At 56.3% G+C, this 20,091-nt stretch carries 24 protein-coding genes; 19 read left to right on the forward strand and 5 right to left on the reverse strand.

Features of this window, described 5'->3' with window-relative positions; genetic code table 11:
- The first annotated feature begins 5 nt into the window (after nucleotides 1-5).
- Nucleotides 6-1,160, forward strand: a complete 1,155-nt coding sequence (locus B3K78_RS06515; RefSeq protein ID WP_204996949.1) for a helix-turn-helix transcriptional regulator — start codon at nucleotides 6-8, stop codon at nucleotides 1,158-1,160.
- Here the strand turns inward: B3K78_RS06515 and B3K78_RS06520 are convergent.
- Entirely contained in the window at nucleotides 1,157-1,735 is a 579-nt protein-coding gene (locus B3K78_RS06520; RefSeq protein WP_286694798.1) for a hypothetical protein, read from the reverse strand. The genes B3K78_RS06515 and B3K78_RS06520 overlap by 4 nt on opposite strands.
- A 105-nt stretch (nucleotides 1,736-1,840) precedes the next feature.
- Between B3K78_RS06520 and B3K78_RS06525 the strand changes: the two genes are divergently transcribed.
- Nucleotides 1,841-2,146, forward strand: a complete 306-nt coding sequence (locus tag B3K78_RS06525) for a DUF1244 domain-containing protein (RefSeq protein WP_445655109.1) — start codon at nucleotides 1,841-1,843, stop codon at nucleotides 2,144-2,146.
- A 7-nt stretch (nucleotides 2,147-2,153) separates the two neighbouring features.
- Here B3K78_RS06525 and B3K78_RS06530 read toward each other — a convergent pair whose 3' ends face one another.
- On the reverse strand, nucleotides 2,154-2,555 hold the full coding sequence (locus tag B3K78_RS06530; protein WP_286694799.1) for a hypothetical protein: 402 nt from the start codon (nucleotides 2,553-2,555) through the stop codon (nucleotides 2,154-2,156).
- A gap of 138 nt (nucleotides 2,556-2,693) precedes the next feature.
- On the opposite strand from B3K78_RS06530, the gene dinB reads away from it, so the two are divergent.
- Nucleotides 2,694-3,758 (forward strand): DNA polymerase IV, encoded by a 1,065-nt coding sequence (dinB, locus tag B3K78_RS06535; RefSeq protein WP_286695035.1) that lies wholly within the window; start codon nucleotides 2,694-2,696, stop codon nucleotides 3,756-3,758.
- Between the two features lie 47 nt (nucleotides 3,759-3,805).
- Here the strand turns inward: dinB and B3K78_RS06540 are convergent, their stop codons facing one another.
- The 3 genes from B3K78_RS06540 to flgA form a co-directional block, all read right to left on the reverse strand.
- Complete coding sequence (locus B3K78_RS06540) at nucleotides 3,806-4,198, reverse strand: flagellar protein FlgN (protein ID WP_286694800.1); 393 nt, start codon at nucleotides 4,196-4,198, stop codon at nucleotides 3,806-3,808.
- Nucleotides 4,195-4,500 carry a flagellar biosynthesis anti-sigma factor FlgM gene (gene flgM, locus B3K78_RS06545; RefSeq protein ID WP_286694801.1) on the reverse strand — a complete coding sequence of 102 codons (306 nt, stop codon included), beginning with the start codon at nucleotides 4,498-4,500 and terminating at the stop codon, nucleotides 4,195-4,197. Before flgM ends, B3K78_RS06540 begins: the two co-directional genes overlap by 4 nt.
- A gap of 81 nt (nucleotides 4,501-4,581) precedes the next feature.
- Nucleotides 4,582-5,277 carry a flagellar basal body P-ring formation chaperone FlgA gene (gene flgA, locus B3K78_RS06550; protein WP_286694802.1) on the reverse strand — a complete coding sequence of 232 codons (696 nt, stop codon included), beginning with the start codon at nucleotides 5,275-5,277 and terminating at the stop codon, nucleotides 4,582-4,584.
- Nucleotides 5,278-5,605: 328 nt separating this feature from the next.
- On the opposite strand from flgA, the gene flgB reads away from it, so the two are divergent.
- The 16 genes from flgB to fliT all read left to right on the forward strand — a co-directional run bounded on the left by flgB (nucleotide 5,606) and on the right by fliT (nucleotide 20,020).
- Nucleotides 5,606-6,010, forward strand: coding sequence for a flagellar basal body rod protein FlgB (gene flgB, locus B3K78_RS06555; RefSeq protein WP_286694803.1), 405 nt, complete (start codon nucleotides 5,606-5,608; stop codon nucleotides 6,008-6,010).
- A gap of 3 nt (nucleotides 6,011-6,013) precedes the next feature.
- Entirely contained in the window at nucleotides 6,014-6,415 is a 402-nt protein-coding gene (gene flgC, locus B3K78_RS06560) for a flagellar basal body rod protein FlgC (protein ID WP_286694804.1), read from the forward strand.
- 7 nt (nucleotides 6,416-6,422) lie between these two features.
- Nucleotides 6,423-7,091 (forward strand): flagellar hook assembly protein FlgD, encoded by a 669-nt coding sequence (locus tag B3K78_RS06565; protein ID WP_286694805.1) that lies wholly within the window; start codon nucleotides 6,423-6,425, stop codon nucleotides 7,089-7,091.
- Between the two features lie 55 nt (nucleotides 7,092-7,146).
- Complete coding sequence (flgE, locus tag B3K78_RS06570) at nucleotides 7,147-8,364, forward strand: flagellar hook protein FlgE (RefSeq protein ID WP_286694806.1); 1,218 nt, start codon at nucleotides 7,147-7,149, stop codon at nucleotides 8,362-8,364.
- A 30-nt stretch (nucleotides 8,365-8,394) separates the two neighbouring features.
- The gene (locus tag B3K78_RS06575) at nucleotides 8,395-9,135 is read left to right on the forward strand and encodes a flagellar basal-body rod protein FlgF (protein ID WP_027872890.1); all 741 of its coding nucleotides are present in this window, start codon (nucleotides 8,395-8,397) and stop codon (nucleotides 9,133-9,135) included.
- A 12-nt stretch (nucleotides 9,136-9,147) separates the two neighbouring features.
- A complete protein-coding gene (gene flgG / locus B3K78_RS06580) occupies nucleotides 9,148-9,933 on the forward strand; it encodes a flagellar basal-body rod protein FlgG (protein ID WP_027872889.1) in 786 nt (261 codons plus the stop codon).
- Between the two features lie 12 nt (nucleotides 9,934-9,945).
- Nucleotides 9,946-10,629 (forward strand): flagellar basal body L-ring protein FlgH, encoded by a 684-nt coding sequence (flgH, locus tag B3K78_RS06585; protein ID WP_286694807.1) that lies wholly within the window; start codon nucleotides 9,946-9,948, stop codon nucleotides 10,627-10,629.
- An 11-nt stretch (nucleotides 10,630-10,640) separates the two neighbouring features.
- A complete protein-coding gene (locus B3K78_RS06590; protein WP_286694808.1) occupies nucleotides 10,641-11,759 on the forward strand; it encodes a flagellar basal body P-ring protein FlgI in 1,119 nt (372 codons plus the stop codon).
- The gene (locus tag B3K78_RS06595; RefSeq protein ID WP_286694809.1) at nucleotides 11,760-12,176 is read left to right on the forward strand and encodes a rod-binding protein; all 417 of its coding nucleotides are present in this window, start codon (nucleotides 11,760-11,762) and stop codon (nucleotides 12,174-12,176) included.
- A gap of 1 nt (nucleotide 12,177) precedes the next feature.
- Nucleotides 12,178-14,064 carry a flagellar hook-associated protein FlgK gene (gene flgK / locus B3K78_RS06600; protein ID WP_286694810.1) on the forward strand — a complete coding sequence of 629 codons (1,887 nt, stop codon included), beginning with the start codon at nucleotides 12,178-12,180 and terminating at the stop codon, nucleotides 14,062-14,064.
- 12 nt (nucleotides 14,065-14,076) lie between these two features.
- Nucleotides 14,077-15,270 (forward strand): flagellar hook-associated protein FlgL, encoded by a 1,194-nt coding sequence (flgL, locus tag B3K78_RS06605; protein WP_286694811.1) that lies wholly within the window; start codon nucleotides 14,077-14,079, stop codon nucleotides 15,268-15,270.
- 243 nt (nucleotides 15,271-15,513) lie between these two features.
- On the forward strand, nucleotides 15,514-17,019 hold the full coding sequence (locus tag B3K78_RS06610; protein ID WP_286694812.1) for a flagellin N-terminal helical domain-containing protein: 1,506 nt from the start codon (nucleotides 15,514-15,516) through the stop codon (nucleotides 17,017-17,019).
- Nucleotides 17,020-17,146: 127 nt separating this feature from the next.
- Nucleotides 17,147-17,596, forward strand: coding sequence for a flagellar protein FlaG (locus tag B3K78_RS06615; protein ID WP_286694813.1), 450 nt, complete (start codon nucleotides 17,147-17,149; stop codon nucleotides 17,594-17,596).
- A 134-nt stretch (nucleotides 17,597-17,730) separates the two neighbouring features.
- The gene (gene fliD / locus B3K78_RS06620; protein ID WP_286694814.1) at nucleotides 17,731-19,125 is read left to right on the forward strand and encodes a flagellar filament capping protein FliD; all 1,395 of its coding nucleotides are present in this window, start codon (nucleotides 17,731-17,733) and stop codon (nucleotides 19,123-19,125) included.
- Nucleotides 19,126-19,231: 106 nt separating this feature from the next.
- On the forward strand, nucleotides 19,232-19,663 hold the full coding sequence (gene fliS / locus B3K78_RS06625; protein ID WP_286694815.1) for a flagellar export chaperone FliS: 432 nt from the start codon (nucleotides 19,232-19,234) through the stop codon (nucleotides 19,661-19,663).
- Nucleotides 19,664-20,020, forward strand: coding sequence for a flagellar protein FliT (gene fliT, locus B3K78_RS06630; RefSeq protein WP_286694816.1), 357 nt, complete (start codon nucleotides 19,664-19,666; stop codon nucleotides 20,018-20,020). It begins immediately after the preceding gene.
- Nucleotides 20,021-20,091: the final 71 nt, after the last annotated feature.

Consider the following 20,091-nt stretch of genomic DNA (forward strand, 5'->3'; position numbering starts at 1 on the left):
CTTCTATGTCTGAGATTTCTATCTCGCCGCGTATGGACGCTCTGCTGCGCGCGCTCTACGGTGGCACTTTGGAAACGCCCCCCTGGCAGGCGTTTCTGGATCAGCTCAGGGACGCCTTGGGCGGTAACTATGCGACCTTGCTGCTGCGGCCGCCGAATGAGCACGACCCCGGCGTGATACTCAACGCGCTGGTGGTTTCGCCGGAAATCTATCGCGCCTACAACGAGACCTATTTTGCCTTAGACCCCTTTGTGAATCTTCCCGATGGCGATGTCGTCACCGTGGCTGAGTACATGTCGGCAGAGGAGTTTGAGGCGTCCGAGTACTATCAAAATTATATAGAGCCAGCCAATGTGCGGCACATCCTGGGTGCCGATTTATGGCACGGTGAGGAGCTACTGGCACGGCTGCGCGTCACGCGGCCAGAGAGCCGCGAAGATTTTGGCGCGCGGGAAAAGGCCCTGTGCAAGCAACTGCTGCCACATATTAAACAGGCGGTGCAAATCCACTCCCGGTTACGTGAAAGTGAACGCGAGCGAGTGCTGTATGCCAATACCATCGACAGTTTGTCGGTGGGCGTGATTACCCTGGATGCCAACGGCGATAGCTTAAATAGCAACCCAGTGGCCGAGCGCCTGTTAGCACAGGGGCGCGGTGTCGCATTGCAGGGAGGACGCCTGAGTTTTGAAAATCGGCGTGAGCAGCAAGACTTCAAAATGCTACTTGGCGAGGTAATACAGGCGCATCACCAGCGCGAGGCAGGCTGTGTGCGCGCCTTTCGCCTTGCAGATGCCAGCTCATTGAGTGGCTTAAGCCTGCTGATACGACCCCTGCCGCACAGTGACCACGGTGGTGAGCGGCGTCCGGCCGTAGCGGTGTTCATTAGTGACCCCATGGCACCGCGTCAGGCACCCAGTGATGTGTTAATCGAACTATTCGGTTTAACACCTGCAGAGTCTAAATTGGCGGTGCGACTGGTTAACGGGCAAAGCCTGGACGAGGCATCGCTCAGCTTAAATATTTCTCGGAATACGGCTAAGTCGCATCTCAGCTCGGTGTTTTCGAAAACCGGCGTCGCGCGGCAAACGCAGTTAATTCAGTTGATTTTGAATAGTGTCGTTACGCTGGCCGGCGAGCCGGCCAGCGATCGTCACGACTAGCTGGTGGGGGCTTTTTTAGCGGCTGCCTTTTTGGCTGCGGCCTTTTTAGCGGGAGCTTTTTTTGCTGGTGCTTTTTTAGCAGCGGCTTTTTTGGCGGGTGCCTTTTTGGCTGCGGCTTTTTTAGCAGGGGCTTTCTTTGCCGCTGCCTTTTTAGCGGCCGCTTTCTTAGGTGGGTTTTTCTTGTCGAAGTCGCGCGCAGCATCGCGGGCAGCCTTAGCCAGAGCCTTGGCACGCTGATAGTCAGCCTTTAAATCCTGCATTTGTTCGCGGGCCATAATGACCAGCGCCTTGGCGTCCACCTCAAGCTCGCGCGCAGAGTCCACGGCCTTGTGAGCGCGCTCCATCTGACGCTGTATGCGAGCATCCATATTTTCCTTGGCTTTCTTTTGCAGCTCGCGCAGCTTTTCCTGCTCCTGGCGAATTTTCGCTCGCGCTTTTTCAGTTTGCGCCTTAGCGCGCTCCAGTGCTTTATCCGCGTCGGATATTAAGCGGTCGCGTAGCTTTTCTACTTTATCTTCCAGAGATTCAATCTCCCGGTTGATCAGCGCTACAGGGTCTAGTTTTTGTTTAGCCATGCTTTCTGACTCCGTCATAAAGTGTTGGGGTACGTCGCGAGCAGGAAGTCTGTTCGTTGGCTTAACATAGCAAATTTCCTGATAATGAACAGAGTAATGCAGCGAATGAGTGAACAAATTATGAACAAGTCACAGAGCGATGCGATAGAGGCAGCGGTTTTTCGCCGCTTGCTCGAGCATTTGGACGGCCGCAAAGATGTGCAAAATATCGACTTAATGAACCTGGCGGGTTTTTGCCGTAACTGTTTGTCGAAGTGGTATGCGGCTGCAGCCGAAGAGCAGGGCATAGAGGTGGATTACGACGCGGCGCGCGAAAGAGTCTATGGCATGCCGTATTCGCAATGGAAATCGAAATACCAAAAAGAAGCCAGCCCCGAAGCGCTGGCAGCGTTTAATAAAGAGCAGAAGTAGCAGCGCCCTAGAGGCCCCCATTGGGGATAAAGCGATTGCGGCTATTTGCGCGAATCCAGCGCAGTGTCTCAACAGATAGTTTTTCACCGCGTTTGCGCAACACTTTGTTGATCCAAATGGCGGGGGATTCTGCGCCAGCTTCCCAGCCGCTAATCCGCTCTTCGGCAACAGTGAAGAAGCGAATGAGTGCCAGTAGCTCAGCGTTGTCGAAATCGGCCACAGCGAGTTGCCAGGGCTCAGCGGGTAGTCGCATGACGGTGCTATAGCGCTGCTGCTCCTCCTCAGAGAACGGCGAGGGGAGTGTTGCCAGGGACGCGTCGTCGCTCAGTGCTATACAGCGCTCGAGAAAGTCTCGATCAATGGTGATAGCGGCTTTTTCAGAGTCCGGGGTCCAACTGCCAATACTCATTGCTACGGCATTCCTTTTTAATTCAACGTGGGTGGTGTGGCGCACAGTATACCTCACTACCATGAGTGACAAGCGCTAGCTGCTCGCGTAAAGTCTGTATGTTTGTACAGTATTTGTCTTAAGCGGGTTTTCTGCGCCATGGTGTCGGTGCTCAACACGAGAAAGATCATTCATTGCGACTGCGATTGTTTTTACGCTTCGGTGGAGATGCGTGATGACCCGCGTTTGCGCGGTAGGCCGATTGCCATTGGTGGCAAGGCCAGTCGGCGCGGCGTGATCGCTACCTGCAACTATGAGGCGCGCGCCTATGGTGTGCACTCGGCAATGCCGACTGCAACCGCATTGCAGCGTTGCCCGCAGCTGATTTTGGTCCCGCCGAATATGGATAAGTACCGCCATGTTGCTGCGCAGATTCGTGAAATATTTAGTCGCTACAGCGAGCTGATCGAGCCGTTGTCCCTGGATGAGGCCTACCTGGATGTCAGCGAGTCGCCGCATTTTCAGGGCAGCGCCAGCCGCATTGCCGAAGCGATCCGGCAAGCGGTAGCCCGCGAAGTGGGAATTACTATTTCCGCGGGCGTTGCACCGAATAAATTTTTGGCGAAGATTGCCAGCGACTGGCAAAAACCTGACGGGCTTACGGTGATACGGCCCGATCAGGTCGATGACTTTGTTCGTGCGCTGCCGGTAACCAAGATTCACGGCGTCGGCAAAGTGATGGCGACGAAGTTGGCGGCACTTGGCATCGAAACCTGCGAGCAGCTGCAAGGGTGGAGCGAGCTGGCCTTAGTGGAGCGTTTTGGTCGCTTTGGGCGACAGTTATATGGTTATGCGCGCGGTGTGGATGCGCGGCCGGTAAAGGCCGAAAGGCAGCGCAAATCGTTGAGCGTTGAGCGCACGTTTGCCGAGGACCTGTCGCCAGGGGAGGCCGCGGATGCAGCGCTTGCTCAACTCATAGACGAGCTACAGCGGCGTTTGCAGCCACATAGTGAACAGGCTATCGCGGGCGCGTTCGTTAAGTTGAAGAGCAGGGAATTTAAGGTAACCACCATCGAATTGCGCCAGGAAGGCAAGCTTGACCCCGCCTGCCTGCCACCGCTGATGATACAGGCCTGGGCGCGATTGCATTGCCCGGTTCGCTTGATTGGTGTGGGTGTTCGTTTCGCCGCGCCGGTAGAGCAACAGCAGCTCAGCCTTTTCTAGCGCCGGCGGGCGCCGGCGCGGTGCTGATAAGACTGCGTTGTTTGTATTCAGGCTTCGCCAAGGCGTCTGCTGTAGGCTGACGCGCCTGTTTGGCCATCGGCGCCATAGGTACGCAGGGTGGGGCTGCCCAGCCCGAGGATGTGCATGGCCTGTTCATTGTAATCTTGCTGTCGACTAAGCAGGCTGCCGATACGCTCATTCAGGTCGCGACAGCGGCGCAGGCTCTGAGTCACCTCCGCAGACATCGCCCGCTCTGGCTGCTGCTGTTGGCGCAGGCGCTCGAGCGTCTCTAATTGCTGGCAGCAATCCATTTTTTGTTCTGCAAGCTCGCGCAGGCGGTCGGCGTCGCCGTGGTCGCGCAGCACTGCCAACTCTTCGTTTAACAGCGCTTCAAAGCGCTGGCTATGGGCCAGTAACTGTTGCTCGGTATCGGTCATCATGCGCTAGGATCTGTCAGTCGTTCCAGGTCGACAAAGGCCTTTGCCACCTGTTCGCTGTCGACAGTGAACTCACCGTTGCGAATTGCGGTTTTAATCGCCTCCACTTTTTGGCGGTCGATACCGTCGCTGCCGGCAATTGCGGTTCGAGCGCGATCAACCAGGCTGCTATCAGCAGCTGGTGTGCTTGCCGATTCGAGCGGCGACGTGGCACCGGCATCCGCGGCGTTGGTCGCGTTTGAAGACGGGTTACTGTCGAGCCTTCTTGGCTGGCCGAGTGGGCCGCCATTAATTCGATCGACCATGATAATTCCTCATTACATTGGCGTTGATGGTATGCCTTATGACAGTTAACGGCAGCTATCGATAAAAACTTTAGCTTTTTTTTATTCGATTCGTACCGTATTACCACTAATGACAATACCTTCTAACTGTTTGCCTGAACTGATATTTTCCACCCGTATTCGAGCGCCCTTCGCCGCGTCCTGCAGGGCACGTCCCTTCATGCTGACGTTAATGGCAGTACTGCGGCTAATGAGCTTGAGCTCTTGTCCTTTCTTTATCATCGCTGGGGCCTCCAGCATATTCGCGGTGATAACCGCGCCCTGGGGAATACTTCGTCGGCTGAGCATTCCCTGACCACCAAGGCCCTTTTGGTATCCGTATGACAGGCTTGATACATCGCGCTCTGTCCAAGTGATATCCGCTTCAGTCACTCGCTGGCCGGCAGCGATAGGGTGCTTGCTCACCATGACCTTAGTGAATGCCGCGATCGTTACCGGCAGGTACACCTTCCACTCCTTAACACCTTCGCAGCGCACGCCTACCGTCGTGCGCCGCCGGATGCTCGCGCCGGGCGGCAAAAAGGCCTGTAGTCGCTGACTACATTTTGCCAGACGGGTGCGCGGGTCGAGTTCGCCCACGGTGATACGGGTGTTCTCATTTTGCCAGGGGTGGCGTTTAGCAATGAACTGGCTGGCAGTAGCGCTAATACGCTGCGCTGACTCCACGCCAGCGTCTGCCAGAGTGCTCGGGCAGACGCTGCTCAGGAGAGCGATGGTGATTGCTACGCGCCAGATCATGACACCTTATTCCCTCACTACTAGTTTGCGGCGCCAAGTTTTTGTCGGCGCGGCGGCTTTATGAGTTAAGCAGCAATTGCTATGCCAGTTTTGCGAAATAGAGTGAGTGTTAGAAGGCGTGACAAAGACTTGCCGCTCGCCGGTGAAACTGGCGGCAAGGGCTTGCCGAAAAACCGACGGTTTGTTGGCGTCGGTTTTATAAGTTATTGAAAAATATAAGAATAAAAAAGTGGCACGCGCTTTGCGTCGGACATGTCGAACGCCAAAGGCTTTGCGCCCTTATCCAGTGTATCGGCAGCGCAGCCCATAACTTTAGCGAGACAGATTTATGGCGATTAATTTTGATAAGGCACTCGGTATACACCAGCAGGCACTGCTGCTTCGCCAGCAGCGTACCGAACTGCTGGCCGCCAATATAGCCAATGCTGACACGCCCGGCTACAAGGCACGCGATATCGACTTTAAACAAGCACTGGGCCAGGCAGCGCAGGGCCAGCAGTTATCGCTCAGTCGCAGCAATGCAGCGCATATTACCGAAGCGGTTGCTCCAGCGGCGGGGCAGGCGCCGGTGATGTACCGCGTGCCTCAGCAGCCTTCAGTGGACGGCAATACGGTGGAGAGCCATGTGGAGCAAGCGGCATTTGCCGATAACAGCATGCGCTATCAGGCCACTATGAGTTTTCTGAGTAGTAAGTTCTCTGGAATTAAATCGATTCTTCAGGGAGGTCAATAAGCGATGGCGAATCCCCTTGATATTGCCGCTGCGGCGATGAACGCGCAAATGCTGCGTTTGAATACCACCGCCAGCAATATGGCAAATGCGGATACGGTGGCCAGCAGTGAACAGGCTGCCTACCGCGCAAAACAACCGGTTTTTGCCACCGTGCTGGACCGCCAGCAGGGCGTCGCCGGTGTCGAGGTTGTGGGTATTAGCGAGAGCAATGCTCCCGTTCCCAAGCGTTATGAGCCGGGCCACCCGATGGCAGACGAGCAGGGCTACGTTTACGGCTCCAATGTGAACACCGTTGATGAAATGGCCAATATGCTGTCCGCCTCCCGTTCATACCAGAACAACGCCGAGGTGTTTTCCACGGTGAAGACCCTGACCCTGCGGGCCTTGCAGCTCGGTAAACAGTAGGAACTGTATGATGGAATTGCGAACGCTTGAACAATTGCAGCAGCAGAGTGCGGCGAGTACGGCAAAAAAAGAGGCCTCCTCGCTCGGGCAAGACGACTTCATGAAACTGATGCTGCAGCAGCTTAAGAATCAAGACCCGTTTAAACCCACCGACAACACGGAATTTATCAGCCAGATGGCGCAGCTAACGTCAGTGAGCGGCATCAGCGAAATGAATGACAACCTGGCTGCACTGACGAGTTCGCTGTACGGCGGTCAATTGCTGGATGCGTCCTCGCTGATCGGCAAAGAGGTGCTGGTTGGCAGTGATGTTGTCGCCCTGCCATCAGAGGGCGCGGTAAGCGGTCAGGTAACACTGCCGGTGAGCACGCAAGCGGTCGATGTCGAGATTTTGGCGCCCTCGGGTGAGGTGCTGGGCAAGGTGGCGTTAGGGCCGCAGGCGGCGGGGCCGGTGTCGTTTCGTTGGGATGGTAGCGGCCTGGACGGCGAGCGTTTGCCCGCAGGCAATTATGTAATTCGCGCGCAATACCTGAACGGCAACAGTGTAGAGGCCTTGCAAACGGATATTCGCAGCCCCGTACGCAGCGTGAGTTTGCCCAGTGGCGGCGGTAGCCCCACGGTGCAAATTGATGGTGTCGGTACGGTCTCGATGTCGCAAATAAAGGAAATTAGCTAGGCGCTTCGGCGCATTCATTGATCAATTCGCGAGTGATCGCAGCAGGAGTATAACTATGAGCTTTCGTATTGCATTGAGTGGACTGAACGCAGCGTCATCGCATCTGGACGTCACCGCTCACAACATTGCCAACGTTAACACCACAGGCTTTAAAAGTTCCCGCACATCCTTTGCTGATGTGTATGCAACATCCAATAACGATGTAACCAAAACCACGCCCGGCGCAGGTGTTCGTTTGAATACCATTGTTCAGCAGTTTTCGCAGGGCAACATCGACTTCACCGACAACAACCTGGACCTGGCCATCAGTGGCGAAGGCTTCTTCACCATGAAGGGCTCAAGTGGCGTAACCTATACGCGCGCTGGTGCCTTCAGTGTCGACCGGGAAGGCTTTGTGGTGAACAACAATAACGACCGTTTGCAGGTGTATCCGGCAACCACCAATGGCGACTTTGCCACTGGTTCGCTGTCTGACTTGCAACTGCAGGTCACCGAGAACGCGCCGCGAGCATCGACACGCGCTGATATCGGCGTAAACCTGCCCGGCGATGCGCCAGTGCCCACCTCGACGCCTTTCGATCCAACAGTAGCATCGAGCTATAACCACGCCACGTCGATGACTGTCTACGACTCGTTGGGCACTCTGCACACGGCAACGCTGTACTTTGTGAAAGACCCCGCGGCAAACACCTGGCAGCAAAATGTCTATATCGACGACAACCCGGTGAGCCTGGGCAATACGCTGTCATTTGATAATACCGGTACCTTGCAAAGCCCCGCTTCGGGCATTGTGACTGTGCCTTCCTACGACCCCAACAACGGCGCGGCAGCGATCGACCTCTCGCTGGATTTCACCTCATCAACGCAGTACGGCAATGAGTTTGGTGTGAACAGCTTGCAGCAGGACGGCTTCACCACAGGGCGATTGACCGGTATTGAAGTGGCGAGCAACGGCGTCGTGTCGGCGCGCTTTACCAACGGTCAGTCATCCCAGTTGGGTAAGGTCGCCCTGGCGGGCTTCTCTAACCCCAATGGTTTGCAACAACAGGGCGACACGGCCTGGGCGGAAACTTTCTCTTCCGGTAGTCCGCGTGTGGGTGAGCCGGGTAGCTCTAACTTTGGTCTGCTGCAGGCGGGTGCATTGGAGAGCTCCAATGTCGATCTTACCGAGCAATTGGTGGAAATGATCACCGCGCAGCGTAACTTCCAGGCGAACACCCAGATGATCCAGACATCTGACGCCGTTACTCAGGCGATTATTAATATCCGCTAAGGCGGGTATTCATCGCTTTAGGAGGCAGGTATGGACCGGCTACTTTATCTCGGCATGACCGCGGCCAAACACACGGAAATGGCGCAGGCCAGCAATGCCAATAACCTGGCAAATGCTAGCACGGCGGGCTTTCGGGCGGACTTCCATGCGTTGATGTCAAAGCCGGTAGAGGGAGCGGGCCATCAAACACGCGTCAATTCGGTGGTGGAGTCGCGCCTGAGCGACTTCAGTGAAGGCACCCTGATGACCACCGGTCGCGATCTGGATGTCGCGATTCGAGGACAGGGCTGGTTTGTCGTGCAGGACGCCCAGGGTGAGGAGGCACTGAGCCGCCGTGGCGATCTTCACCTGACGGCCGATGGCATGCTGATCAATGGCGCCGGACAGCCCGTGATGGGCGATGGCGGACCGCTGGCGGTGCCTGAACACGACAGTTTGACGATTGGCAGCGACGGCACAGTGTCGATAGTACCACTGGGTCTTGGGCCTGAGTCGTTGGTGACCGTTGATCGCATTCGCTTGGTCAGCGCCGAACCTGAGCAGTTGCGCAAGGGCGAAGACGGTTTGATTCGAACGCTCGATGGCACCACGCCAGCCGCCGATGCCAGTGTTCGCGTTTCGCCGGGCACCTTGGAAGGCTCGAACGTGAATACCGTTGAGGCAATGGTCAATATGATCGAACTGGCCCGGCGTTTTGAAATGCAGGTGAAGGTGATGAATACCGCAAATACGGTATCCGAAGCCGGTGCGCGCCTGATGAGAATGGAATAAGAGGATAGGTATATGAATTCATCATTGTGGGTAGCCAAAACCGGTCTCGATGCGCAGAACACGCGCATGCAGGTGGTCAGTAACAACCTGGCGAACGCCAATACCACTGGGTTCAAGCGCGACCGCGCGTCTTTTGAAGATCTGCTCTATCAAAACTACCGTCAGGTGGGCGGGCAATCTTCCCAGCAAACTCGTCTGCCCAGCGGTATGCAGGTAGGTACCGGGGTTCGGGTGGTGTCGACTGAAAAAATCTTTAACCAAGGCACCATGACGCAAACCAATAACAACCTGGATTTAGCGGTCAATGGCAACGGCTTTTTCCAGGTGCGGATGCCAGACGGCAGCCTGTCTTACACCCGCGATGGTTCATTCCAATTGGACGACCAGGGGCAGATCGTTACCAACAGCGGCTACATCGTTGAGCCGGGTATTACGGTGCCTGCCAATACGCGCAGCATTACCGTCGGCACCGATGGGGTTGTCAGCGCGATGATCGCCGGTGACTCCGCGCCGGTGCAATTGGGCAGCATACAGTTGGCAGACTTTATCAATCCGGCTGGCTTAGAAGCGCGCGGTGAAAACCTGTATCTGGAGTCGGCCTCCAGCGGTGCGCCGCAAACTGGCACGCCCGGCCTGAGCGGTTTGGGCACGCTGGCGCAAGGGGCGCTGGAAGGCTCCAATGTGAATGTGGTGGAAGAGCTGGTGAATATGATCGAGACCCAGCGCGCTTATGAGATGAACTCCAAAGCGATTTCCACCAGCGACCAAATGATGCAGTACGTGAATAACAACCTGTAAGTGGGCGACGCCATGAACCTATCACGCTACTTCCGCTTTTTTCTGCTCGCTACTGTGGCTTTACTCACAGCCTGCGCCCAAGCACCAGAGCGCGACGAACAGGTGTGGGAGTCACAGTTGCCGGAGCAGCAATACAGCAATAGCGAAAATCCCGGTTCGATCTATCAAGCGGGCTATGGCATGAGCCTGTTTTTGGATCGCCGCGCCCGGCAGGTAGGCGATGTCATCACCGTTATTTTGTCCGAGAAGACAGACGCCAGTAAGCAGTCCAACACGGCGACGGCTAAAGAAAGCAATATCTCGGTACCTACTGTGACGCTACTCGGCAGAGGGGTGACCCATAATGGCACGCCAGTGCTGTCGACGGGTGTGTCCAGCGACCAGGATTTTGCCGGGCAGGGCAGCAGCAGCCAGAGCAACAGTCTGACCGGTAGCATCACCGTTACCGTGTCACAGGTGTTGCGCAATGGCAGTTTGCGAGTGCGCGGCGAGAAGTGGGTAACCATCAATCAGGGCGACGAGTTTATCCGCATTCAGGGCATTGTTCGCCCGGAAGACATCGCCGCCGACAATTCGGTGCCCTCGTTTAAAGTTGCCGACGCACGCATTACCTACAGCGGCAAAGGGGCGCTGGCCGATGCCAATTCCATGGGCTGGCTGGGGCGTCTGTTCCAGTCAGTACTGTCACCATTTTGAGGGTGAGAACGATGAACAACCACCGCCCATCTCTATTTCCACGCCTGCTGGCAGTCGTACTTTTTATGCTGGCCATACCCGCCTCAGCCGACCGCGTGAAAGACCTGGTCAATGTGGCCGGTGTGCGTGAAAACCAACTCGTCGGCTACGGCTTGGTGGTGGGATTAAGCGGCACCGGAGACCAGACCAGTCAGGCGCCGTTTACCATACAAAGCATTCGCAATATGTTGACCGGCTTTGGCGTTCGCGTTCCCGACAACGTGAACCCGCAGCTGAAAAATGTCGCGGCGGTAACCATTCACGCTAATCTTCCTGCCTTTGCCAAGCCGGGACAGACCATCGATGTGACGGTGTCATCGATCGGCAACGCCGCCAGCCTGCGCGGGGGCAGTTTGCTGATGGCGCCGATGATGGGCGCCGACGGCCAGGTGTATGCCGTCGCCCAGGGCAGCTTATTGGTCAGTGGGCTAGGGGTTGAAGGTAATGACGGCTCCCGCGTGACGGTGAATATCCCCAGCGCTGGCCGCATCCCTAACGGCGCGATTGTCGAGCGACCTGCGCCTAGCCAAATGGCCAGCAATGGTGAGGTCATGCTGAATTTAAAAACGCCGGACTTCACCACTGCGCGTCGCCTGTCGGAGAAAATTAATGAGTTTTTTGGTGCCGGCACGGCCAGTGCAATGGACTCGGCGACGGTCAAAGTACTCGGCCCCTCCAGTGCTGACCGCCGCGTAACATTTATCTCCATGCTTGAAGAGCTTGAGGTCGATCCCGCCGAAGCCCGTGCCCGCGTGGTGGTTAATTCCCGCACCGGTACCATCGTGATTGGTGGCAATGTACGGGTGATGCCCACGGCGGTGACCCATGGCTCACTCACCGTGTCGGTGACCGAGCGGGTCGATATCAGTCAGCCCAATGCCTTTGCCGATGGCCAAACCGTTGCGGCCGGGCGCTCCAGTATTGATGTTGCAGAAAGCGGCTCGCGAATGTTTTTACTCGATGCCGGCGTCACTCTGGAAGAAATTGTTAAGGCGATCAATCAGGTCGGCGCGGCTCCCGGCGACTTGGTGGCGATTCTCGAAGCACTGAATCAGGCTGGCGCGCTGCGCGCCGAGTTGCTGGTGATTTAAATGGATATTTCAAAGGCGGGTAATTACCACGACTTCTCTGGCCTGGCTGCGCTGCGCAGTGAGGCGCAAGCCGACAGTGAACAGGCAATTGCGCCGGTGGCTCGCCAGTTTGAAGCGCTGTTTTTGCAAATGATGCTAAAAAGCATGCGCGACGCCGTACCCGAGGGTGGGCTCTTCGACAGTAATGGCGGTGAGCTGTACCAGGAAATGCACGACAAACAGCTTTCCGTCACGCTCTCAGAGCAGGGCGGCATTGGTTTAGCCGACGCCATTGCACAGCAGCTCAGTGGCCATGGTGTCGCCCCTGGAGCGGCGTTAACGGAGCAGGGCGCGCAACTTCGTCAGCAGCTGTTAACAAAAGCCGCTCAAGTGTCGCCGCTAACGGCCGATAACTTGGCAGTGAAACGAGGAATTTAACATGGCAGATATGTTGGGTAATGCGCTATCTGCTCTGGTGTCATATCAGCGGGCGCTGGCGACCACTAGCCACAATATCGCCAACGCCGACACAGAGGGCTATAGCCGCCAGCGGGTCGACTTTGCGACACGAATCCCCCAGCAAATGGGCGACCTGTCCATTGGCTCTGGGGTGAAGTTGAGCGATGTGCGCCGCGTGTACGATGAGTTCGCCAACTTGCAAATGCGCAATGCCAGCGGTTCATTTAGCCAGCTCGATAACTTCTACCAATTGGCAACGCAACTGGACAACAGTCTGTCCGACCCGGAGCTGGGGATCAGCGCCGCGCTATCGCGCTTTTATGACAGCGTGCAGAATCTCGCTGACGACCCTGCCTCAATTCCCTCGCGGCAATTATTGTTGTCTGAAGCTGAGAGCCTCGGTGGTCGATTCGCTGAATTCTCGGCGCAACTGGAGGGGTTGAGCAAGGAGGTCAATGCGCGCATTCAGAGCGATGTGAACGATATTAATGACCTCGCTCAGGAGTTGGCCGATATCAACGGTTTGGTTGTCGAAGCGCAAGGAAAGTTTGGCGCCGCGCCCAATGACCTGCTCGACCAGCGCGATTTGGCCTTGCAGCGCCTGAATGATCTCGTTTCCATCAAGACAGTGGAGCAGGATGACGGCGCCACCAATGTGTTCATTGGCAACGGCCAATCGCTGGTGCTCGGCGAAGAGTCCCGGTCAATGACCACCACTCGCAGCCCTTTTGGTTCAGATCGGCTGGAGCTGGCGATGGCGTCGAGCCCACAGTCGCCGATCAGTGAGGTGCTTTCAGGCGGCAGTCTCGGCGCGTCGCTGAGCTTTCGGGACGGCCTACTCGATACCACAAAAAATGAGCTGGGGCGCATTGCAACGGCGCTAACAACCTCACTCAATCAGCAAAATGGTCAGGGGCTGGATCTTGATGGCAACCTGGGCGCGGATATCTTTAATACGTTGAGTCCGTCGGCAATCGCGGCCACCGGTAATGCGAGTGGCGCCCAGCTCTCGGCAACGATTGAAGACATCTCAGCCTTAGACGGCCGAAATCTGCTGGTGCAATTTGACGGGGCTGCCTGGTCGTTTCGTAATGCGGCCAATGGCCAACAAATTTCAGCCTGGAGTGGCAGCGGCACGGCGGCCGACCCATTTCTGATCGATGGCGTGTCGCTGACCTTGGACGCCCCAGCGGCGGCGGGGGATCGCTTTTTGGTGACACCGACCGCCGATGCCGCCGCGCAGGTATCGGTGATAATGAGTAACCCGGCGCAGCTAGCGGCTGCGGCGCCAACGCGCAGCGGCGCTGACGGCGCCAATACCGGCGCAGCGCAAATTACCGAAACGCGTATTGTCGATGCCAGCGATCCAAACTTGTCGGCCAGCGTAGCCATTGAGTTTTTGGATGCGAGTACTTACCAAATTAATGGCAGCGGCAGTTTTAGTTACAGCCCCGGCGCAGAGATTGTCGTCAACGGCAATGCCGTGGCGATCACCGGTAGCCCCATTGCGGGTGATCGTTTTTACATTGAGGCCAACAGCGGGGCGAGCGGCGATAACCGAAATATGCTCGCCATGGCCGCCGTGGAAGACAGCAAACTGTTAGATGGCGGCGCCAGCAGTGTACAAAACGCGGTGAGCGGCTTGGTTGGCGATATTGCGGTGGCCACGCGCAGCGCGGAGCTGAACCGAGACTCACAGGAAAACCTGCTTCGTCAGACCCGTGAAAATGTCGAAGCCATCTCCGGCGTCAATCTCGATGAGGAGGCGGCCAATTTGTTGAAATATCAGCAGGCTTATCAGGCGGCTGCTCAGGCAACGAGTATCGCCAATCAATTATTCCAGAGCTTGATTAGCTCGTTTCGCTAGTGGGGGAGTAGGGTGAGAATTTCCACAGCGCAAATTTATGCCGGCGGCTTGAGTGCGATGCTCGAACAGCAGAGCAAGCTGCTTGATACCCAAACCCAGCTCGCGACCGGGGAAAAACGCCTGTCGCCCGCCGACGACCCAGTGGGCGCTGTACGCAGCCTGGAACTCAGTCGTTCGCTGGACCGCAGCGAGCAGTTTCAGCGTAATGCAGTGATCCTGGACAACCGGCTGCGCATGGAAGAGTCCACCCTGGCGGAGAGCGTTGAAATTATGCAGCGGGTGCGCACCCTGGCCCTGCAGGCGAACAATGCCAGCCAGGACAATGAATCGCGTCAGGCGATCGCGCGGGAACTGGAACAACAAGTCGACAGCCTGTTGGCGCTGGCCAACACCCGCGACAGTGACGGCCGCTATATCTTCTCCGGCTATCAGCAGGACACCCAGGCGTTTAGCCGAGATGTAAACGGCTTTCGTTACAATGGCGATGACGGCCAGCGTTTACTCCAGGTTGGGGCGAATCGCCAGCTGGCAGATACCAGCCCGGGCTCGGAGCTATTCACCGGTATTGCCAATGGCAATGGCCGTTTTCAGGCTATTGCCGGGGCTTCGAATACCGGCCAAGCGGTGATCGATGCGGGCGCTGTCAGCGATCAGCAGCTGTATAACGGCGATGCCATCGATATTGTTTTTATCGCGCCAGATCAATATGAGTTACGTGATAGCTCTGCTGCGGTTATTGCAACGGCCAGCTATCGCAGTGGTGATAGTATCGATGTTGCGGGTATGACGGTGAGTATTCAGGGTGAGCCAGCAGCGGGAGACAGCTTCTCATTGCGTGCCAGTGAGGCCGAAGATGTGTTCTCAATGGTTGCCGATTTAGCGCAAACGCTTGCCGAGCCGCGCAGCGGCAGCGCCAGTCGCGCACTGCAAACCTCGTCGATAAACGGCGCCCTGGCGAACATTGACCAAGCCCTCGACCACCTTATCGCCAAGCAGGCGGACAGCGGTGCCAGAATGCAGGCGCTGGACCGGCAGCGCGAGGTGAATGAAAGCGTGAACCTGCAGGTTCAGCAAAACCTGAGTGTAATTAATGACCTGGACTACGCCGAGGCGGTATCGCGGTTTGAGCAACAGCGCCTCGGTTTGCAGGCGGCTCAGCAAGCCTTTGCGAAAGTTCAGGGATTGTCATTGTTTAACTACCTTTAAGGCCTAGCGCCCCCCAGTATTTTGGAAAATGCCAATGGCGGTAAAGCCCCGTCGTTGGCTGACTACGTAGCCCTACCTAGCTTCCCCTTCCTTTCCTACGTAATTACCCGTAGAGAGCAAAAAAAACCATAAAGTTCGCCATGCCAGCGCCGTTATATAGGCTGAAAGCAACGCGCAGTCACTGCGGCTGGGCAAGATTAAAGACTAGCGTCTTTACCGAAATAAAGTGGAAGGAGAGTCATCATGGCCCTTAGCATCAATACAAATGTTGCCTCGTTGAACGCCCAGAGAAACCTGTCGCGCTCACAGGAATCACTCAGCACCTCATTGCAGCGCCTCTCGACTGGCCTGCGTATCAACAGCGCAAAAGATGATGCAGCCGGCCTGGCGATCAGCACGCGCTTCACTACACAGATCAACGGCCTGAACCAGGCAGTGCGTAACGCTAACGACGGTATCTCACTCGCGCAAACCGGTGAGGCCGCGTTGGACGAGATCACCAATAACTTGCAGCGAATTCGTGAGCTGGCCGTTCAGGCTGCCAACTCAACTTACTCGTCTTCAGACCGCGCGGCACTGGACGCAGAAGTACAGCAGCGCTTGGCTGAGATCGACCGCATCGGTGGTCAAACCAGCTTTAACGGTCAGAAAATTCTCGACGGTAGCTTCGGCAACGCCAGCTTCCAAGTGGGTGCCAACGTCGGCGAAACCATTTCGGTGAGCCTCAACACTGGCGTACGCTCTAACCAGATCGGCCAAATCGCAACCAACACCAGCAATGCGCAAACACTGTTGGTAGATACTTCTGCGGCCTTGACCGAGGGTGGAACCAGCATTTCGATTGGCGGTGGTACGGCCATCTCCGTCGGCGCTAGCGAAGACCTTTCCTCAACCGGCGCAGGTCGTGAAGCCAACAGTGCTTACTCTAAAGTACAGGCGATCAACTCTGCTGGTATCACTGGCCTGACCGCGACAGCGTCTACATCGGTGGATTTGGACTTCACTACCATCACTGCTGCCGGTTCTGACTCGGGTTACGAGTTGAACATCAATGGCGTTAACATCTACGACGGTAGTGTGCCCACTGGCAACATCACCGGTACTAATGTTGCCGATGCCATCAACCTCCAGGCAGATGACACGGGCGTGCGCGCTAGCTTCACTGGCGGTGTGTTAACCCTGAGCGCTGACGATGGCCGTAATATCACCATCAATCAGAACACCACCGGCAACACCACACAGCAGGGTATTACCGATGCGACAGTGGTTGCCAACGACGGTGTGAACGACACCTACGCTGCAGTGGGTGACCTGACCAGCGTGATCAGCGGCAACGTCACTTTGTCTGCCTCTGAAGCGATTCAGGTAACGGGCGAAACTGAGCGCTTGGGCTTGAACGCGGCGGATGCCACTTTCGACATCGCGGTGGACTCAACAACCCTGAGCTCAGTGAGCGTGACCTCAGTCTCCAACTCTGAAGACACCATCCAGCGTGTGGATGCGGCACTGACCTCGGTAAGTGACCTGCGCAGCACCTTCGGTGCGGTACAGAACCGCTTTGAATCCACCATTACCAACCTGCAGACGATCTCTGAGAACCTGTCAGCGTCACGCGGCCGGATTCTGGATGCAGACTTCGCTGCTGAAACGGCTAACTTGACCAAGGCGCAGATCCTCCAGCAGGCCGGCACTGCGATCCTTGCTCAGGCAAACTCACTGCCCCAGGCAGCCCTGAGTCTGCTCCAGTAAGTCGCAAACCGCCCGCTCGAATGAGCGGGTAATTTGGCCCCGCACCGGGTGATGTATTTCGAATAAGGGCCGCAAGGCCCTTTACGTGCTTCGCAAAATCGGTGACGGGCTGAAAAGGTGAATGCATATGGATACCAGTCTGAATCTAGCAAGTGTTCGCAGTGTTGTTAGCCCCCTCGCTGACGGGGTGGCAAAGCGCCCAGACAGCGGCAGAGGCTTACCTGCTAACGGACAAAGTTTGCCGCCTTCGGCGGTGCCACGCGCGGTGACTTCGGCAAATCCGGATAGTAAAGAAGGCGAAGAGCTGAGCAGAATAGCGAAAGCACTCGTTGCAGAGTTTGACCCGGCAGAGCGTATCGAGCGCACCGAACAGGCCCTGGATAAGCTCAATGAGATCATGCGTGATCGCGAGCGAGACCTTGAGTTCTCTATCGATGAAGTAACCGGTAGAACCATTTTAAAGGTCATTCATGCAGAATCGGGTGAGGTGATTCGGCAGATTCCGCCGGAAGAGCTGTTAAACATCACGCGTACGTTTATTGAAGGTACTGGCAGTTTAATTAACGACGAGGCCTAGAACCTGGCTTATGGCGCGAAGCTTGCTTTGCTTCAGTAACGCGTCTCGGTGGTGTGGGGTATTGGCGCCGCCAAGGGCATAACAAACAGCGCAGCGTCGGTGCAAACCACCGAGGCCGCAAGGCAGGAGGTGACATGGCGTCGCTCACCGTATCCGGGGCAGGCTCCGGTTTAGATATCAACAGCATTGTCTCGCAATTGGTAGAGGCAGAGCGCGCGCCGCAAGCGAATCGCCTGGCGTCAAAGGAAGCGCGTATTCAGGCGCAACTGTCCGCCTTTGGCACACTGAAATCCTCCCTGGAAGCATTTCAAAGCAGCCTGACTAAGCTACAGAATGTCGACACCTATAATCAGCGTTCCTCCTCACTCCCCTCGGATAGCCCCTTTAGCGTTTCCGTGGACGATACCGCTGCGGCCGGCAGCTATGAGGTAAGTGTCGAGCAGCTTGCCACCAGAAATAAGATTGCCTCCGCCGCTTATGCCGGCGCCCAGACCAGTGTCGGTACCGGCACGCTCAGCATCACCGTTAACGGCGAAAGCTTCAGCGTCGATGTTGAAAGCGGCAGTGACTCGCTAGAAGCCATTCGCGCGGCGATTAATGACGCCGAGGACAATGTTGGCGTATCGGCAAGTATTGTAAATGATGAAAATGGCGCGCAGTTGGTCTTAACCAGTGACAACAGTGGCGCGGAAAATGCCATTGCGGTAAGCGTGACCACCGATCTTGCTGATACCGGTGACCTTAGCCAGTTGAGCTACGACCCCAATGCCGGTAGCAACCCAATGATTGAAAAGGTTGCCGCGCTGGACTCCATCATCGAGGTTGACGGGTTTACGCAAACCAGTTCAGACCTCTCCGTGGCAGGCATGATTGAAGGGGTTACTTTCAACCTCAGCGAAGCGCGCCCCGGCGAAAAAATTACTCTAGACGTCAGCCTCGACACCAACGCGGTCAAGCGCGCGGTAGAGGGCTTCGTTCAGGCATATAACAATTTAAACACCACACTGAACGACCTTACCGCCTACGACCCGGAGGCGAATACCGCCGGTCTTTTGCAAGGTGATTCGACCACTCGGGAGATCGCCACGCGGCTGCGCAGTGAAATCGGCTTAAACGTTGGCAGTATCAGCGGCGATATCAACTCTCTGGCGCAAATTGGCATTACCACGGGTGACAACTCGCTGTTGGAGATTGACAGTGATGAGCTCGGCGACGTCATCAGTAGCAATTTTTCGGCGATTCAAAATCTTTTTGCCAACGACGACGGTTATGCAAATCGTTTGGATGACACTCTCGAGCGTTACACCCAGGGAGGCGGTATCTTGGATGTTCGCACTGAGGGTTTGAGTGGCCAAATTGAACGAATTAACGATCAGCGAGAAGCGCTTGATCGCCGTATTGCCTCGGTGGAGGAGCGCTACTTCAAACAGTTTACGGCGCTGGATAGCCTACTGGGGCAATTGACCAGCACCGGCGATTTCCTGACACAGCAATTGGCGAACCTGCCGGGCAGTGTCAAACAGGACTAGCATAGGTAGATTCCGAGGGCGGCTTTTAGCAAAACACCCTAAAGCGCCGTCCTGATATGCCGATAACTTGGATAGATCATCGGCAAGCAAGGCAAGAGGATAAAAAATGAGCTATTCAGCAGGTCGGGTTAGTCAAGCTTATGCCAGTGTTGGCACACACAGCCAGGTTGAGGCGGCCAGCCCACATCGGCTTATTCAGTTACTGATGGACGGCGCGTTAGACAGACTTGCGCTGGCACGGGGGCAAATACAGCGGGGAGAAATTTCGCTTAAGGCAAACAGCATTAGCCGAACCATGTCGATTATCGACGGCTTGCGTTTAAGTCTCGACCACAGTGTAGACAGTTCATTGAGTGAAAACCTCGAGGGGTTGTACGACTACATGAATCGTCGCCTGCTACTGGCCAACGTCAAAAACGATACAGAGGCTTTAGACGAAGTTTCAGGCTTGCTCCGCGAGTTAAAAGAGGCCTGGGATGCGATTCCTGATCCTAGCCGCGAAAGCACAGCTTACTCAGCGGGCGAGGCGGTCGTATAAATGGCAGTGCCGGCAGACATTGGCGCTCTCCGCGCTGCGGAGCTGTTAAGCCCTCGTCAACAGCAGCTTCGCGAGCTACTGCTTATGACCGAAGAGATTGGTTCTCTGGCGGAGCAGGGAGAGTGGAACGAGGCCCTGTCTCGCCAGCGCGACCGGCGGCTGGCGATGGAGGCCTTTTTCGCGCAGGCCTGCAGCGCTGAGGAGTCCGGGCTGGTTGCGCAGGTGATACAGCATATTTTGACGATTGATGACAACGTCTCCACCGCGCTGGCCAATAAACGCAATACGCTGAGCCACAAGCAGCTCGAGCACCGGCGGAAGGCCCAGAACGTGGGGCGTTACCTGTCCAATTGTTAGTGCCCTCTCACTACGCGTGCCTCGGCGGCCGTTAGCGGCCAGTGCCGAGAGCGCTCCTCCGGCCACTCTCA

It is taken from the genome of Spongiibacter sp. UBA1325 (genome assembly GCF_002306875.1).
Classification (GTDB): Bacteria; Pseudomonadota; Gammaproteobacteria; order Pseudomonadales; family Spongiibacteraceae; genus Spongiibacter; species Spongiibacter marinus.